Here is a 15,423-nt window from a genome sequence, read left to right as displayed (position 1 = left end):
GCCCGGCGGGCATGGGTCGGGGGGCGGCGGGTGACGCCCGGCCGGCGCGGTGCCGCGCTACCCGCGCGGCACGTAGGCCGGCAGCACGCCGCCGGCCAGCGCCTGCGCCACGGTCTGGGCGGTGGCGTCGCGGGGCGACAGCCGACGCGGCCCCTCGGGCCAGGCGATCCCGAGCTCCGCGTCGAGGGGGTTGACGGTGCGTTCGGCCGCCGGGTCGTACGGCGACGAGCAGAGGTACACGACGGTGGCCGGCTCGGTCAGCGCGCAGAACGCGTGCCCGAGCCCGGCGTCGAGGTGGACGGCGCGGCGGTCGACGTCATCCAGGCGCACCCCCTCCCATCGGCCGAAGGTCGGCGAGCCCACCCGCAGATCCACCACGACGTCGAGCACCGCCCCGGAGACGCAGGTGATGTACTTGTCCTGGCCGGGTGGCACGTCCACCAGATGGATGCCTCGGATCACCCCCCGTCCCGAGACGGAGACGTTGGACTGCGCCACTCTGAACGGTCGTCCGACCGCCTCGGTGAAGCGGCCCGCCTGGTACCACTCCAGGAACAGGCCCCGGTCGTCGTGGTGCTGCTCCGGAGTGACCAGCCACGAACCCTCGATCGTCAACGTCCGGATGTCCACCGCTCTCCTCCTCACCCGTCGCGGAACTCGCGGGCCGGTCACGGCCGTCCGTCGAGCCAGCGAATCGGAAAACCGACTCGGCGTCCACCGGCCACGCCGGGACACCATCTATCCATTGTGGACGATGGTGCCGACGGCGTGGGCGTGGCGATGACGCACCGGAGGCGACGATGAGCGCGCCGACGCCACGACTGCTCGTGACCGGCGCGGGCGGGTTACTGGGCCGCGAGTTGGGCGAGGTCCTCGCCGGCGGCCGGCACACCGCCCTCGACCGGGCCATGCTCGACATCACCGACGCCGCCGCGGTCCGGCACGCGGTGCCCGGCCACGACGTCGTCGTCAACGCCGCCGCCTGGACCGACGTCGACGGGGCCGAGTCGGACGAGGCCGGCGCGACCGCCGTGAACGGCGCCGGCCCGGCCAACCTGGCCCGGGCGTGCGCGCGCAGTGGGGCGCTCCTGATCCACCTGTCCAGCGACTACGTCTTCTCCGGCGAGACCACCGTGCCGTGGCCGGAGGACGCTGCGCCGGCCCCGCTGAACGCGTACGGCCGCAGCAAGCTCGCCGGCGAGCGGGCCGTGCGCGGCCTGCTGCCCGTCGGGGGCTACGTGGTCCGCACCGGGTGGCTGTACGGCCGCCACGGCCCCAACTTCGTCCGCGCGGTGCTGCGCCGGGCCGCCGAGACGGAGTTCGTGGACGTCGTGGACGACCAGCACGGCCAGCCCACCTGGGCGCGCGCGCTCGCCGGCCGGCTGGTCACGCTGGCCGGGCTGGCCGCCGCCGGGCGGGCGCCGGCCGGGATCTACCACGGCACGGCGGCCGGCCGGACCACCTGGTACGGCTTCGCCCGGACGGTCTTCGCGCTGCACGGCCTCGACCCGGACCGCGTGCGCCCGACGGGCAGCGGGACGCTCGCCGCCCGGCCCGCCCGGCGGCCACGGATCTCCGTCCTCGGGCACGACGGGTGGGCGCGGGCCGGCCTCGGCCCGCTGCCGCCGTGGCGACGGATGATCGAGGCGGCCGTGGCCGAGGAGCGGAGCCGGGCCGAGCCGGCCGGCGGAGACCGCACGCGACGGAGGTCGGCATGAACGCGACGAGGATCCTCGTCACCGGCGGCGCCGGCTTCATCGGGTCGCACTACGTCCGCACCCTGCTGCGGCCGGCGGGACCGGGCGGCGTCCGGATCACGGTGCTGGACAAGTTGACGTACGCGGGCAACCTCGCCAACCTGCGCCCCGTCGCCGGCCACCCGGCCTACCGTTTCGTCCGCGGCGACATCTGCGACAGCCACCTGGTCGACCGGCTGGTTGCGGAGCACGACCAGGTCGTGCACTTCGCCGCCGAGTCCCACGTGGACCGGTCCATCGCCGACGGCGGTGACTTCGTCCGCACCAACACGCTCGGCACCTACACCCTGCTGGAGGCGGTCCGGCGACGGCACGGCGACCGCGCGGTCTTCGTGCACGTCTCCACCGACGAGGTGTACGGGTCGATCGAGCACGGCACGTGGCCGGAGACGGACCCGGTCCTGCCGAGTTCGCCGTACGCCGCCGCGAAGGCCGCCAGCGACCTGCTCGCCCTGGCCTTCGTCAGGACGCACGGGCTCGACGTGCGGGTGACGCGCTGCGCCAACAACTACGGCCCGCACCAGCACCCGGAGAAGCTGGTGCCGCTGGCGATCACGAACCTGCTCGACGGCGGGGACGTCCCGCTCTACGGCGACGGGCTGCACGTGCGCGACTGGCTGCACGTCGACGACCACGTCCGGGCGCTGGAACTGGTGCGGACGCGGGGCCGGGCCGGGGAGGTCTACAACGTCGGCGGGGGCACCCAGTTGACCAACCGGGAGATGGCCGATCGCCTGCTGGCGGCCTGCGGCGCCGACCCCGACCGGATCCGCTACGTCGAGGACCGCAAGGGGCACGACCGGCGCTACGCGGTCGACTGGAGCAAGATCAGATGCGAGCTCGGGTACGCACCGCGCAAGGACCTCGACGGCGGGCTCGGCGAGACGGTCGCCTGGTATCGCGCGAACCGCGCCTGGTGGGAGCCGCTCCGGCGCCGCCCGGTGTTGCGCAAGCTGGGAGACCGTCCGGGACGGACAGCGGGTTAGCCTGACTGTCCTCGATCGACACCGGACGGGAGGTCCGCGATGGTGTCCGTCGCCTGTCACGGTGGCGCCCCGCCGGAGGGCCCCCGGGTCGCCGGAGCCGGGGGGAGCGCGGAGGCGCCCGAGGTCGACCCGCGGCATCTGTCCTGGTGGACCGGAACCGATCCGGACGGGCGGACGGGCCCGCGGCGCCGCGCACCCGCCGGGCGGGCGCCGGCTACCGGCGCGGACTTCTGGCGGTGGTGGGGCGACCCCCACGGTGCCGACGCGGACGCCGACCCGGCGGCGACCGACGTCGGACCGGGTGGGCCCGGGCTCATGCCGTAGCCGAGCGGGATCGCGCCGGGTACGAGCACGGTGGTCGGTCACGACCACGGGCGAAAGTCACTCACCGTCGTCACGGGCTCGCCCGTACGCGCCGGATGTGATATTTTTCGCCGAACTGAGAGGAGCCGTCCCCCGCGGCCCATCAGTACGACTCTGGGATAGCACGCAGCTGCGACGAACGCGATGTCCACATGCGCCCATCGAGGAGACACCGTGCCGGTGCCCTGTCGGGACCGTGCTCTGCCTGGTTCCCCGTTGCCGACCGGCACCACCGCGCGCGTCCGTACGACCGCCGCGGCGATCTGATCCCCCTCGTTGAGATGACCTTCGGCGAGCTGGATGCGCTCCCCCTCACCGCCCTGGTGACCCGGCCCGTCACGGAGCAGTTCCCCGACCTGCGGCCGGGCGCCGCACGGTTCGACGCTCCCGCCGGCACCCTGGTGCACCACGCGGTCCGCGACGTGATGACCCGCTATCCCGCGCGGGCCGGCGCGGACGTCGCGCACCCGCGGTCCCGCACGGTGCTCGACTGGGCGGCCGGCCGTTTCCGTACGCTGATCGGGGCACCGGGCGGCATCGTGTCGTTCGGCGCCGACATGACGAGCCTGACCGAGGGGTTCGTCCGGTCGGTGGCGCCCGCACTCCGCCCCGGCGACGAGGTGATGTGCACGGCTCTCGACCACGCCGCGAACGTGGACCCGTGGCGCGAGTCCGCCCGGCGGCAGGGTGCCGTCGTCCGGGTGGCGGGCCTGTCGCCGAGCGGCGAGCTGACCGTCGACGCGGTCACCGAGCAGCTCAGCCCGCGTACCCGGTGGGTCGCGGTCACCGCCGGCTCCAACGTCCTCGGCAGCGCGCCGGACATCCCGGCGATCTGTGCGGCCGCGCGGTCCACCGGCGCGCGGATCTTCGTGGACGGGGTGCAGGCGCCGGCGCACCGGTTCGTGGACGTCGCCGCGTGGGGCTGCGACGCCTTCGTCACCTCCGCCGACAAGTGGTACGGCCCCCGGTGCGGGGTGCTGTGGAACCGCGACGGGCGGCCCCGGTCGGTGGTCGCCCGGACCACCGACCGGCCGGGGGCGGCGCGCGGGCCGGGCATCGAGGCGGTCCTCGCCGCGGGGGTGGCGGCCGAGGTGCTGCTCCGTTGGGACCGCTCGGCCGTGTTCCGGCACGGCGAACGCCTCGCCAACCTGCTGGCCCGCGGCCTGCGGATGATCGACGGGGTGCGCGTCCTCGGCCGTCCGGACGGCAGGTCCCCGATACCGATCGTGTCCTTCCAGGTCGTCGGCCGGTCCGCCGCCGAGGTGGCGGCGATCCTCGCCGCCGAGGGGATCACCGTGGGGCACGGCGCCTTCGGCGCGGAGGGGGCGCTGCGGGCCGTGTCGCCCGACGCGCCCGAGTCCCTGCGCGCGGGGGTGGCGCGCTACACGACGCGGGACGACGTGCGGGCGCTGCTCGGGGGCGTCGCGGCGATCGCCTCCCCCCGGGCCTGACCCCGCCGGCCGGGTGCGGCACCGGCATGGCCGGCGGGGCCGCCTGTCTCACAGCTTGCGGAGTTCCCCTCCGGCGGCGCGCGGACGTCGTGTCGGCCGAGCCGGCCGTGCCACGATCGGGCAGCCGGCCACGGCGAGCGGGGCCGGCGGGGGGCGGGGAGGCGCCGGTGGACGTACCGGGGGCGTCGACGTCCGGGCCGCTGGTCCTCGACGGCGGGCTGGGCACCGAGTTGCAACGGCACGGCCGGTCCGTGTCCGCCCCGTGGTGGACGGCGCGCTGCCTGCTGGACGCCGCAGGCCGGCGCCTCGTCGCCCGCATCCACGGCGCGTACGTGGCGGCGGGAGCGGACGTGCTCACCGCCGACACGTTCCGCACCACCCTGCGGACGGCGTACCGGGCCGGGACGGACGAGGCCACGGCCGCCGGTCTGGTCCGTACCGCCGTGGCGCTGGCCCGCCGGGCGGCCGACCCGGCGGTGGCCGGCCGGCGGGTGCTCGTCGCCGCCTCCGTCGCTCCGGTCGAGGACTGCTACCGGCCGGACCTGGTGCCCGGCGCCGCGGTGCTGCGGCGGGAGCACGGCTGGCTGGCCGACCGGCTCGCCCGCGCCGGCGTCGACCTGGCGCTGGTCGAGACCATGAACACCGTCCGGGAGGCGGTCGCCGCCACCCGGGCGGTACGCGAGCACGGCCTGCCGGCCTGGGTGAGCTTCGTCTGCACCGGCGACGCCCGCCTGCTGTCCGGTGAGGACGTCGCCGCGGCGGCCGACGCGGTACGGGCGGCCGGCGCGGCGGCGGTCCTGGTCAACTGCACCGACCCGGCGGGCACCGACCGGGCGTTGCGACGGCTCCGCGCCGCGGGGCCGGGCCTGCTCGGCGCGTACCCGAACGTGGAGGACCGCAGCGGGGTGCCGCCGGCCACCCCGGTGGACCGTCATCTCCCGCCCCGCCTGACGCCCGACGCCTTCGCCGACCTCTGGGCGGCCTGGCGCCCGGTCGGGCTGGGCGTCGTCGGCGGTTGCTGCGGCACCACCCCGGCGCACATCGCCGCGCTGCGGTCCCGCCTGGCGCCGCGCCCGGGCTGACCGTGCGGGCTCAGGCGGGCAGGCCGGCGGCGGTCACGCCCAGCTCCGCCAGCTCGGTCGTCACCCGCTCGCGCAACGCCGCGCGCTCTGTCGCGGGCAGCAGCGCGGCGTCGACCCCGATCAGCGTCATGGCGGCGAGTTCGGCCACGGTGAAACCGTGCCACTCGACGGCGAGCCGGTGCTCGGCGAGCAGGTCGGTGTGGAACATGCTGGGATCGTCGGTGTTGAGGGTGAGCCGCACCCCGGCGTCCCACAACCGGCGCAGCGGGTGCGCCCCCGGCTCGGAGACCACGCCCGTACGCAGGTTGCTGGTGGGGCAGACCTCGAGGACCACGCCCCGGTCCCGCAGCGCCGCCACCAGCCGCGGGTCCTCGACCGCCCGGATGCCGTGCCCGATGCGCGGCGGGCGGAACGGCAGGCAGTCCCAGACGCCCTCGGGCCCCACCGCCTCGCCCGCGTGCGGCACGAACGGCATCCCCCGCGCCGCCGCCCACCGGACGGCCTCCCCGAACAGCGACGCCGGGCGCCGCGGCTCGAAACCGCCGAGGCCGAGCGCCACCACCCCCCGGCCGGCGCCGGCCACCGCCCACTCGGCGACCTGCTGGCACTCCTCCGGCGGCCCGCCCCGGACGTGGTCGACGACGAAGCGCATCGTGACGCCGGTGCGGCGGCGGGCCTGCTCGGCGCCCCGGGCCACGGCGTCGAGCTGCTCGTCGAACGGAATGCCCGCCCCCCGCCGGTGCGTGCCGGGGCTGAACGTCACCTCCAGGTGGCGGACGTTCTGCCGGTGCGCCGCGTCGGCGAGCTCCTCGGTGATCAGTTCGAGGTCGGCCGGGTCGCGCAGCGCCGCGCAGCACTGTTCGTACAGATCTGTGAAGTGGCGGAAGTCGCGGAAGCGGAAGAGTTCCACCACCGCCGCCTCGTCGAGCCGACCGAGGTCGAGGCCGTGCCGGCGGGCGATCCGGAGCAGGGTGCCAGGCCGCACCGACCCTTCGAGGTGCACGTGCAGCTCGACCTTGGGCAGGCGGGCAAGGACGTCGGTGAGGTCCTGCCCGGCCGGTACGGCGGTCGTCACCGGGCCGATTCTAGGCAGGTCGCGGATGGACAAAACGGGGTGTACCGGCGTCGCGGGAATTTCCGCAGACAGGAGGGCAATCTGGAAGAGGCAGTCATGTACTATGTCTAAGTAAAGAAGCGCGGCCGGGTCCGCGCTGCGGCATCGAGGAGCGCCGTGAAAGAGCAACGGGACCGTCGGACGTACGGCCAGCAATGTGGGCTGGCCTTCGCACTGGACGTGGTGGGTGAACGCTGGACGCTGCTCATCATCCGCGAGCTGCTGGTCCGGCCTCGCCGCTACCGCGACCTGCTGGACGCCCTGCCGGGCATCGGCACCAACCTGCTCGCCGACCGGCTGGCCTTCCTGACCGAGGCCGGCATCATCGAGCCGCTGGACGCCGAACGGCGCACCGCGGGCTACGCGCTCACCGAGCTGGGCGAGAAGCTGCGGGAGCCGGTCCTGGTGCTGGCCCGGTTCGGGCTGACGCTGCTCGCCGAGCAGCCCGTCCGCACGGGCGCCTCGGTCACCCGGGCCTCCTGGGCCGTGCTGGCCATCGAGTCCATGGTCGACCCGGCCCGGGGCCTCGCCGACGAGGTCTACGAGTTCGACATCGAGGGCGAGGTGTTCCACGTCCGCGTCGCCGACGGCGAGGCCCGCACGGTGCAGGGGACGGCCGGCGCGGACGCCACGCTGCGGGTCGCCACCGATGCCCGGACCTTCTTCGATCTCGGCAGCGGCGCGATCGAGCCGGTCGAGGCCGTGGTCAGCGGGGCGGTCTCCGTCACCGGTCCGCCGGCGGCACTCCCCCGCTGCCTCTACCTGCTCGGCCTCGGCGGCCGACCGGCCGGCGAGCGGGCGCTCTCCGCGGCGGGCGCCGGCCGGCGCTGACGCTCGCCGCCGGCCGGCGCGCGGCGACTCAGCTCGACGTGCGCGGGCCCGGACAGCCCGCCGTCCACGCCGGCCGGCGGCTCCGCGAGGGCGACCTGGAAGCCGAGCCGGCCCCGGAGGGCGTGCCGGCTGCTGATCGCCATCAACAGCTCGGCCAGCGACTCCAGCGCCGGCGCCCGGTCGATGCCGCCGACGTCCACCGGGGCGAACCCGAGCCGGCGCAGCAACGCGCTCACCTCCGCCTTGGCTGGCGGATGGTCGCCGGCCAGGGGCACGGTGACCGGGCGCCCGTCGAGGACGGGCTCGTCGAGCATGCCGGCCGGCACGGTGTTGAGCGCCTTGACGACGCGCCACTGCGGTAACAGTTCCGCTAGCAATCGTCCCCCGGATCCCGCGGGAGCGGGCAGGGCGACACCAGCCTGCGGCGGGTTCGTCGCATCGATGACCGTACGCCCTCGTCCGCCGTCGAGCCGGCCGGCCAGGGCCAGCTCCACGGCGGCGGCGAACGGCAGCATCAGGACGACCAGGTCGGCCCCGGCGACGACGGCGCCCGTCGGGACGGACCGGATTCCGGGGTACGGGGCGAAGGGGTCGGGCGGCCGTACCGGGTCGCCGCGACCGGCGATCAGCACCGGTCCCCCGTGCGCCGCAAGTGCCCTGGCCAGGGCAGATCCCATCCGACCGCGTCCGATGATGCCGACGATCATGGGCGGGGCCGCGTCGCGAGGTGGGGGTACGAACCGTGGGGTGCGATCGTTCGCATCTCTCCGCTCCGGGTCGTGGTCGAGAGCTGCCCGGCCTGGGCCGGACACGATTCGATCGGGTGCCGCCGGTTGCCGCAGCCAAGTTTCCGGCACCGTTCTTGACGGCCACTTGACGCCGGGATGACGCCGGGTCGGCTACCCAGTGCGACAGCTCCGCCTCTTTAAGTATGGAAGTTCTTCACTTAAAGTGGGGGAGCACTGAGCACAGCGCCACGACAGCTGGGGGACGTGTGAACCGGACCGAGATCGAACTCCGAATTCAGATCCTCGGTCCCGTCCGAGCGACGATTCGCGGCAGGGAGGTCGACCTCGGCCCCCCGAAGCAGCGGGCAGTCCTCGCCCTGCTGGCCCTGCGGGCCGGACGACATGTGCCGCTGGACGACCTGATCGCCGCACTCTGGGCGGGACAGCCACCGACGAGGGCCGCCAACCTGGTCCACACCTACGTCGCGCGGTTGCGCCACGTGGTCGAGCCCGACACGCCTCGACGACAGCGGACCAACGTCATCGTGTCGGTGCCCGGCGGGTACCGGCTGACCGTCGCCGACGACCAGCTCGACCTGCAGGTGTTCCGCGCCGGCGTCCGGCGGGCGTCGGCGCTGCGGGACAGCGGCGAGCTGGAGAGCGCGTTCGCCCGGTACGGCGAGAGCGTCGACCAGTGGCAGGATCCCCAGATCGGCGACCTGTCCGTGCTGCTGGCCGAGCAGGACGACATCGGCCCGCTGCGGCAGGAGTTCCTGGCCGCCGCGCTCGACTACGTCGCGCTCGGCCTCGAGCTGCACCGGCCGGACGCGGTCCTGCCGCTGGCCGAGCGGCTGGCCCAGGCGGAGCCGCTCAACGAGCGGGTGCAGGCCCGGGTGCTCCAGGCGCTCACCCACATCGGCCAACGCGCGTGGGCCATCGAGCGGTACGCCGACGTGCGCACGAGACTCAAGCTCGACCTGGGCGTGGACCCGGGCCCCGAGCTCACGGCGGCGTACCGGGAGGTGCTGGACGCCCGGCCCGGCGTCCACCAGCCACCGTGGCGGGGGCCGGCACCGGTGGTGGACGAGCTGATCGGGCGGGCGGCGGACCTCTCGGCGGTCTGCGACCTGCTGCGCGAGTACCGCCTGGTGAGCCTGACCGGGGCGGCCGGCGTCGGCAAGACGGCGCTCGGCCTGGCGGCGGCGGAGGAGCTGCGGGAGCGGTTCGCCGACGGCGTGGCGGTGGCCGACCTGGCGAACGTTCGCACCGGCCCGGACCTGACCCGGGCGGTCGAGGTCGCCGTCGACGAGCCACCGACCCGGGGCGCCGGCCGCTGCGACCCGCTGGTGCACCGGCTGCACGACCGGAAGCTGCTGCTCGTGCTCGACAACGCCGAGCTGGTCACCGACGAGGCCGCCGACCTGGCGGACGACGTGCTGCGGAACTGCCCGCAGATCACCATCCTGCTGACCTCGCGGGAGCTGCTCGGGCTGCCCTACGAGGCGGTGTACCCGGTGCGGCCGCTGGGCGTGGACGCGGAGCCGGGCCATCTGGCCGCGCAGCCCGCCCTGCAGTTGTTCGCCCGGCGGGCGGCGCAGGTGCGGCCGGGATTCCGGCTCACCGAGTCCAACGTCGAGGCGGTGGCGTCAGTGTGCCGGGCCCTCGACGGGCTGCCGCTGGCCATCGAGCTCGCCGCGGCCTGCCTGCGGACGCAGCGCCTGGAGACGCTGGTCGACGGGCTCGACGACCCGCTTCGCCGGATCCAGCCGCCCCGCCGCGGCGTGCCCAGTCACCACCGCTCGCTGCACGCCGCGGTGCACCGCAGCATCGAGCTGCTGGATCCGGCCGAGCAACGCTGCTTCACCGCGCTCGGCGCGATGCCGGCCGCGTTCTGCCTGGAGGCGGCGGCCGTCGCCGACAAGGCGATCGCCGGCGAGCCGCGTACGGTGCAGATGCTGCTGGAGCGGCTGGTGGACAAGTCAGTCCTGGAGGTCCGGCACAGCTCGTCGGGCCGGCGTTACCGGATGCTGGGCACGGTGCACGCCCTGGCCCGGCAGCTCCTGCACGAGCACGGCGTGGACGGCGAACCCCCCGCCGTCGGCTGCACCTGCGGCTGCCACACGGGTCGCTGAGGCAGGGGACAAGCGTCAATTTCTGCTATATGATTCTCCAGTAGATCAGCCGGTCGACGGGGCGGGAGATCGCACATGGACCAGCGCCACCTGCTCATGCACCAGGCGATGCTCGGTGACCGACGCCGCGTCGAGGCGTACGACCGGGCGCTGGCCGCGGCGGTCGACGAGAACACGGTGGTGGCCGACGTCGGCGCCGGCACCCTGGCGCTCACCGCGCTGGCCCTGCGGCACGGCGCCGCCCACGTCTACGCCGTCGAGGCCGATCCCCAGGTCGCCGCCGTCGCCGACCGGATCATCAAGGCCAACGACTGGGACGACCGGGTGACCCTGGTGGTCGGGGACGCGCGCCTCGCCCGACTGCCGCGCCAGGTCGACGTGACCGTCTGCGAGCTGATGGGCAACCTCGGGCCCGAGGAGGACATGGCCCGCATCCTGCGCACGTTCAACCGCCGCAACCTGCGACCCGGCGGGGTCGTCGTGCCCGAGCGGGTGGTCACCCGGCTCGCCGCCGTGCAGTTCGACGACGAGGGCTGGGGCATCTGGAGCGACGACTTCCTCGGCATGCGGCTGGACGTGGTCCAGGAGCTGGTCGAGCCGTCGGCGCACCTGCACTTCCTCAGCCGCGAGCCGGTCCTGCTCGGCGAGCCGGCCGTCCTCGTGGACACCGGCCGCGGCGACACCGGCCTGCGCGCAGCCCGGCCGCTGGCCCTGCCGCTGGAGCGGGACGGCACGCTGCACGCCGTGCTCGGGTACTTCACCGCCACGCTGGCGCCGGGCATCGGACTGTCCAACATGCCCTCCTACCTCGGCTGCAACTGGGCGGTCTTCGTCTGGCCGCTGCGGCACACGCGGGTCGCCGCGGGCGACACCGTGCACGTGCGCCCCCGACGTCCGGAGGGTCCCGCCGCTCGGGACGTGACCCGGTGGCGCCTCGACTGTCACCTCGACCGGGCGGACAAGCGATGATCATCTACACCGCGGCGTCGGTGCACGACCTCTCCATCGACGCCGACCAGCTCGCCGGCCTCACCTGGTCCGGCCACGCACTCTGGTACGCCGACCAGGGCCGCGGGCAGGCCACCTGCCTCGACCCGCGCACCGGCGCCCCCGGGCACACGCTGTCCTGCCCGGACCTGGTGGCCGGGCTCACGTCGCTCGGCGGGCACCTGCTCTACGCCACCGACGGGGCGCTGCGGCTCTGCGACACGCAGACCGGCCACATCCTGCGGGACGTGCCGAGCCCGCGGCCGGGCGTGCCGATCTGCGGGATGGAGGCGGGCAAGGACGGTATCTGGCTGGGCTGGTCCGACGCGCTGGAGCTCCGGCACGCCTCGGACCTGCGGCTCCTGGCCACCGTGCCCGCCCCGCTCGGCGTCACCGGGGTGACGGTGACGGACCGGTACGTCGCCCACACCGACCGGCTCGGCGAGGCGATCACCGTCTTCGACCTGCGCGCCGGGCGGAACGTGCTACAGATCCACGTCGACGGCCGGCCCACCAGCCTGACCTGGGACGGCCTGCGCCTGTGGTACGGCGACGCCGCCAACCTGCGCCTGCGGGCGCTGGACGTGCCGGGGCTGTCCGCGACGACCGCCTGACCCGGCCTGCTGACCCCTCGGCAGAAAGGCGCACGATGGTTCCGTCCAAGTTCATCTTCGGCCTCTCCCCCCTCGGTTCGGCGGCCCTGCGCGCCGCCCCACCCTCCGGATCGCGCCGTCCACCGCTCGCACCCGGTGGGGCGGGGTTGGGCGCACGCGCGTTCGTCATCGGTTCGGTGGCGACCGCGTCACTCGCCGCGGGGCTCGCCGCAGCCGCCGGCACGGCGCTCCGGCACGGCCGGCCGGCCGGCCGCCGCCGCTTCGCCCGGGAGGTCGCGCGAACGGTCGCCCGGCTCGGCCCGACGTTCATCAAGGCCGCGCAGGTGCTGGGCACCCGCCGTGACGTCGTGCCGGCGCTGCTCTGCGAGGAGCTGTCCATGTTGCAGGACGACGTGCCGCCGATGGACGCCGCGCAGAGCCGGGCCGCCCTGCGCGAGGTGTACGGGGACCGGCTGGACAGCGTCTTCGCCTCGGTCGAGGAGACGCCGGTGGCCAGCGGCAGCATCGCCTGCGTCTACCGGGCGACGCTGCCGGACGGGGCCACCGTCGCGGTGAAGCTACGCCGGCCCGGGATCGGTCCCCGGATGGCCGCCGACCTCGGCCTGCTGCGCCGGGGCGCCTCGGTGGTCGCCCGGCTGCCGATGTTCCGCGGCGTGCCGGTCCGCGAGGTGGTGGACAGCCTCTGCGAGTCGGTGCTGGGCCAGCTCGACCTCGGCCGCGAGGGACGCGACCTCGACCGGCTGCGCGAAGACCTGGGCGGGGTCCCGCGGGTACGCGTGCCCCGGGTGCACGCCGCGGCGAGCCGGCCGGCGGCCATCGTGATGGACTTCATCCCCGACCTGGCCGTCGACACCGGCGCCCGGTGCCCCCGCGCGATGCGCCGGACGTTCGCGGCGTCGACGCTGACCGTGGTCTACCAGATGCTGTTCATCAACGGCTTCGTCCACTGCGACCTGCATCCCGGCAACCTCTACTTCACCCGCAGCGGGCAGGTGGTGGTGCTGGACGCGGGCTTCAGCGTCCAACTGTCGGACAAGATGCGCGGGCTCTTCGCGGACTTCTTCCTGAACATGTCGATCGGGCGTGGCGACCGCTGCGCCGCGATCGTGCTGGAGAGCGCGATCGGCGTCGCCGACGACGCGGACGTGCCGGCCTTCACCGAGGGCGTGAAGGACCTGGTGGCCCGCAGCTACCGCCTGTCGGCCAAGGAGTTCAGCCTGATCGCCTTCGCCGGCGAGCTGTTCGACCTGCAACGCCGGTACGGGGTGGCCGCGTCGCCGGAGCTGGTCTTCCCGCTGCTGTCGCTGCTCGTCGTGGAGGGCACGGTGCGGTCGCTCGACCCCGACATCGACTTCCAGGAGACCGCGAAGCCGGTGCTCAACCGGGCGCTGTTCGGCATCCGCTGACGACCGGCGGTCCCACAGACGGGGCAGCTCGACAGGGCCCACATCACCCGACCGCCCACCCGTCGAAGCAGCCTCGGCCCGGTCCGGCCACCCCGCCGACGTCGGACCGGGCCGAGGGCTGCGCCCGCCGACCGGTGCCGGACATGCCGAGGGCCGGTCGCCTCCGCGACCGGCCCGCGACGTTGCCGGGCGTGGTCAGCCCGGCCCGACGGCCCCTACCACCGGGCCGCCCCGGCGGCCACACCGTCGGCCCGGGCCCGCGGCCAGTCCGCCACGAGCAGGGGCACGAGCCGCAGGTCGGCGGTGGCCAGCCGGTCGAAGCGACGCCACAGCGTCGCCGCCTCGCCCGGGTCCGTGGCCCGCAGCGCCTCCCGGGCCACCTCGGCCGGGTCGCCGGCGCGGCCGTCGGGCGGCCACAGCCGGTGCACCAGGTCGCGACCGGCGTCGCCGGCCCAGGCCGGCACCCACTCCTGCAACACGACGTCGACGCCCGGCCCGCCGGAGGGGGCCAGCGGGACCGGCACGAGGGTGATGCCGTACCGCGCCAGCACCGCGACCAGCGCGGCGGCCACGGCGCCCAGCCGCGAGCCGGCGGGAACGCCCAGGGTCAGCCGGGTCCCCTCCCCCAGCCCGGCGGCGTCGAGCAGACGCCTCGCCCGCTCCGGATCACCGGCGTCGGGTGCGTCGTCGGCGCCACGTTCCGCCGCCGGGTGCCCGGGTTGCAGGACGCCGTGCTGGGTGGCGGCGCCGTCGGCGCCGGCCGCGCAGGCCGCCTCGGCCAGGGCCGCACGGTCGAGCGCCCAGGACAGCGCATGCCGTACGGCGTGGGGCTCGGCCGCCCCGCCGGTGCCCGCGGCGAGGTAGTAGCTGCACCCCGTACCGGCGAACCGGGCCGCCGGCGACGGCACCGACCAGGACAGCACCCCGAAGCCCGACGCCGGGTCGACCGGCTGGCCGTGCGCCGCCGCGACGACCTCGATGCGCCGCGCGGTGCGCCGGCGTACCGGGTCGGTGCCCGGATCCCACCGGGGGTTGGGCTCCAGGACGAGGTCGCCGCCCGGGGACAGCCGCTTGGCGATGCGGTACGGCCCGGCGGAGGGCGTACACCGGTACAGCTCGGGGCTCTCGGGCACGTAGTAGTCGTACTCCCGGGGGGCCGCCGCGGTGAATCCCGTGGCGAGCAGGTCGACGAGGTCGTTGGCCGGCGCGGTGAGCCGCAGGACGACGGTGTCCCCCTCGGCACGCAGCCCCGGGATCCGGGTGAACTGCTGGAACTGGGCGAACGCGGGGGCGTGCGCCTCCCAGTGCCCGAGCGCCTCGTCGTACGCCCGGTAGTAGTCCGCCATGCCCTCGATGATCTCGCCGAGGTACGGGCGCATCGCGCGGGCGAGGGGGTGGGCGGTGCGCTTGAGGCCCCGGACGACGTCGCCGGCGGTCAACTCCCGGGCGGCCTGGGCGTCCCAGCGGATGCCGTCCCGGAGCCGGATGCGCCAGGTGCGCCCGTCCGCGCTGATGCCTCCGTTGTCGACCGTGGGCAGTTCCACGGCAGCGTCCGCCACCGGCCGGACAGCCCGGTCCGTGCCGGTGGGGTACGCGAACAGCTGCCGGGTGAGCAGCCGGAGGATCTGTCCGGTCCCGATGCAGCCCGGGGCCGGTTCGTCGGGCAGCCCGCCGTCGACGGGGCCCAGGAAGCGGAGGGTGTCCGTCCCGGTGGGCGTGTCGGTGACGCGCTCCTGCTCGCGTACGCCGGTCATGCCGTCACCGCCCCGGCGTCGGGGACCGGCCCTGTCGCCGGCTTGTCGCCGCCCCGGAACACCAGCTTGGACTTGGCGGTGTTGTCCGGGTCGCCTTCGCAGTCGACGACGACGATCTGGCCGGGGGTCAGTTCGTTGAACAGGATCCGCTCGGACAGGTTGTCCTCGATGTCGCGCTGGATCGTGCGGCGCAGCGGCCGCGCGCCCAGGACCGGGTC

General features: G+C 75.1%; 13 protein-coding genes and 1 pseudogene. 9 read left to right on the top strand and 5 right to left on the bottom strand.

Annotation, left to right across the window (positions count from 1 at the left end; translation table 11 throughout):
- Window positions 1-57: 57 nt before the first annotated feature.
- On the bottom strand, window positions 58-630 hold the full coding sequence (locus AB0G14_RS32720) for a dTDP-4-dehydrorhamnose 3,5-epimerase family protein (RefSeq protein ID WP_357704168.1): 573 nt from the start codon (window positions 628-630) through the stop codon (window positions 58-60).
- Window positions 631-800: 170 nt separating this feature from the next.
- Here AB0G14_RS32720 and rfbD point away from each other — a divergent pair, with 170 nt between their 5' ends.
- The 4 genes from rfbD to AB0G14_RS32700 all read left to right on the top strand — a co-directional run bounded on the left by rfbD (window position 801) and on the right by AB0G14_RS32700 (window position 5,639).
- Window positions 801-1,718 (top strand): dTDP-4-dehydrorhamnose reductase, encoded by a 918-nt coding sequence (gene rfbD / locus AB0G14_RS32715; protein ID WP_357704166.1) that lies wholly within the window; start codon window positions 801-803, stop codon window positions 1,716-1,718.
- Window positions 1,715-2,743, top strand: a complete 1,029-nt coding sequence (gene rfbB, locus AB0G14_RS32710) for a dTDP-glucose 4,6-dehydratase (RefSeq protein WP_357704164.1) — start codon at window positions 1,715-1,717, stop codon at window positions 2,741-2,743. Before rfbD ends, rfbB begins: the two co-directional genes overlap by 4 nt.
- Before the next feature lie 644 nt (window positions 2,744-3,387).
- Entirely contained in the window at window positions 3,388-4,557 is a 1,170-nt protein-coding gene (locus tag AB0G14_RS32705) for an aminotransferase class V-fold PLP-dependent enzyme (protein WP_357704162.1), read from the top strand.
- A gap of 167 nt (window positions 4,558-4,724) precedes the next feature.
- Window positions 4,725-5,639: a homocysteine S-methyltransferase family protein gene (locus AB0G14_RS32700; RefSeq protein WP_357704160.1), complete on the top strand. Its 915-nt coding sequence runs from the start codon at window positions 4,725-4,727 to the stop codon at window positions 5,637-5,639.
- A gap of 10 nt (window positions 5,640-5,649) precedes the next feature.
- Here the strand turns inward: AB0G14_RS32700 and add are convergent, their stop codons facing one another.
- On the bottom strand, window positions 5,650-6,714 hold the full coding sequence (gene add / locus AB0G14_RS32695) for an adenosine deaminase (RefSeq protein WP_357704158.1): 1,065 nt from the start codon (window positions 6,712-6,714) through the stop codon (window positions 5,650-5,652).
- A gap of 156 nt (window positions 6,715-6,870) precedes the next feature.
- On the opposite strand from add, the gene AB0G14_RS32690 reads away from it, so the two are divergent.
- Window positions 6,871-7,584: a helix-turn-helix domain-containing protein gene (locus AB0G14_RS32690; RefSeq protein WP_357704156.1), complete on the top strand. Its 714-nt coding sequence runs from the start codon at window positions 6,871-6,873 to the stop codon at window positions 7,582-7,584.
- Here AB0G14_RS32690 and AB0G14_RS32685 read toward each other — a convergent pair.
- Window positions 7,512-8,291 (bottom strand): NAD(P)-binding domain-containing protein, encoded by a 780-nt coding sequence (locus AB0G14_RS32685; protein ID WP_357704154.1) that lies wholly within the window; start codon window positions 8,289-8,291, stop codon window positions 7,512-7,514. The genes AB0G14_RS32690 and AB0G14_RS32685 overlap by 73 nt on opposite strands.
- Window positions 8,292-8,578: 287 nt before the next feature.
- On the opposite strand from AB0G14_RS32685, the gene AB0G14_RS32680 reads away from it, so the two are divergent.
- The 4 genes from AB0G14_RS32680 to AB0G14_RS32665 all read left to right on the top strand — a co-directional run bounded on the left by AB0G14_RS32680 (window position 8,579) and on the right by AB0G14_RS32665 (window position 13,451).
- Window positions 8,579-10,444, top strand: a complete 1,866-nt coding sequence (locus AB0G14_RS32680; RefSeq protein ID WP_357704152.1) for a BTAD domain-containing putative transcriptional regulator — start codon at window positions 8,579-8,581, stop codon at window positions 10,442-10,444.
- A 75-nt stretch (window positions 10,445-10,519) separates the two neighbouring features.
- On the top strand, window positions 10,520-11,413 hold the full coding sequence (locus AB0G14_RS32675) for a methyltransferase domain-containing protein (protein WP_357704150.1): 894 nt from the start codon (window positions 10,520-10,522) through the stop codon (window positions 11,411-11,413).
- The gene (locus AB0G14_RS32670) at window positions 11,410-12,045 is read left to right on the top strand and encodes a hypothetical protein (RefSeq protein ID WP_357704148.1); all 636 of its coding nucleotides are present in this window, start codon (window positions 11,410-11,412) and stop codon (window positions 12,043-12,045) included. The genes AB0G14_RS32675 and AB0G14_RS32670 overlap by 4 nt, the downstream gene beginning before the upstream one ends.
- A gap of 146 nt (window positions 12,046-12,191) precedes the next feature.
- Entirely contained in the window at window positions 12,192-13,451 is a 1,260-nt protein-coding gene (locus AB0G14_RS32665) for an AarF/UbiB family protein (protein ID WP_357704170.1), read from the top strand.
- A 215-nt stretch (window positions 13,452-13,666) separates the two neighbouring features.
- Here the strand turns inward: AB0G14_RS32665 and AB0G14_RS32660 are convergent, their stop codons facing one another.
- Window positions 13,667-15,205: an ABC transporter substrate-binding protein gene (locus AB0G14_RS32660; RefSeq protein ID WP_357704146.1), complete on the bottom strand. Its 1,539-nt coding sequence runs from the start codon at window positions 15,203-15,205 to the stop codon at window positions 13,667-13,669.
- Window positions 15,202-15,423, bottom strand: a pseudogene (locus AB0G14_RS32655) (AAA family ATPase); the annotation flags it as partial. The gene AB0G14_RS32660 and the pseudogene AB0G14_RS32655, both read right to left, overlap by 4 nt.

The organism is Micromonospora sp. NPDC023814, from assembly GCF_040639595.1.
Taxonomy (GTDB): Bacteria; Actinomycetota; Actinomycetes; order Mycobacteriales; family Micromonosporaceae; genus Micromonospora.
This window is presented reverse-complemented; position numbering and strand designations above follow the sequence as displayed.

Bases quoted from the DNA above. Each gene is read 5' to 3' on its own strand.
- AB0G14_RS32685 (WP_357704154.1), bottom strand. From the start codon at position 8,291: ATGATCGTCGGCATCATCGGACGCGGTCGGATGGGATCTGCCCTGGCC.
- AB0G14_RS32660 (WP_357704146.1), bottom strand. From the start codon at position 15,205: ATGACCGGCGTACGCGAGCAGGAGCGCGTCACCGACACGCCCACCGGG.
- rfbB (WP_357704164.1), top strand. From the start codon at position 1,715: ATGAACGCGACGAGGATCCTCGTCACCGGCGGCGCCGGCTTCATCGGG.
- AB0G14_RS32705 (WP_357704162.1), top strand. From the start codon at position 3,388: ATGACCTTCGGCGAGCTGGATGCGCTCCCCCTCACCGCCCTGGTGACC.
- rfbD (WP_357704166.1), top strand. From the start codon at position 801: ATGAGCGCGCCGACGCCACGACTGCTCGTGACCGGCGCGGGCGGGTTA.
- AB0G14_RS32670 (WP_357704148.1), top strand. From the start codon at position 11,410: ATGATCATCTACACCGCGGCGTCGGTGCACGACCTCTCCATCGACGCC.
- AB0G14_RS32675 (WP_357704150.1), top strand. From the start codon at position 10,520: ATGGACCAGCGCCACCTGCTCATGCACCAGGCGATGCTCGGTGACCGA.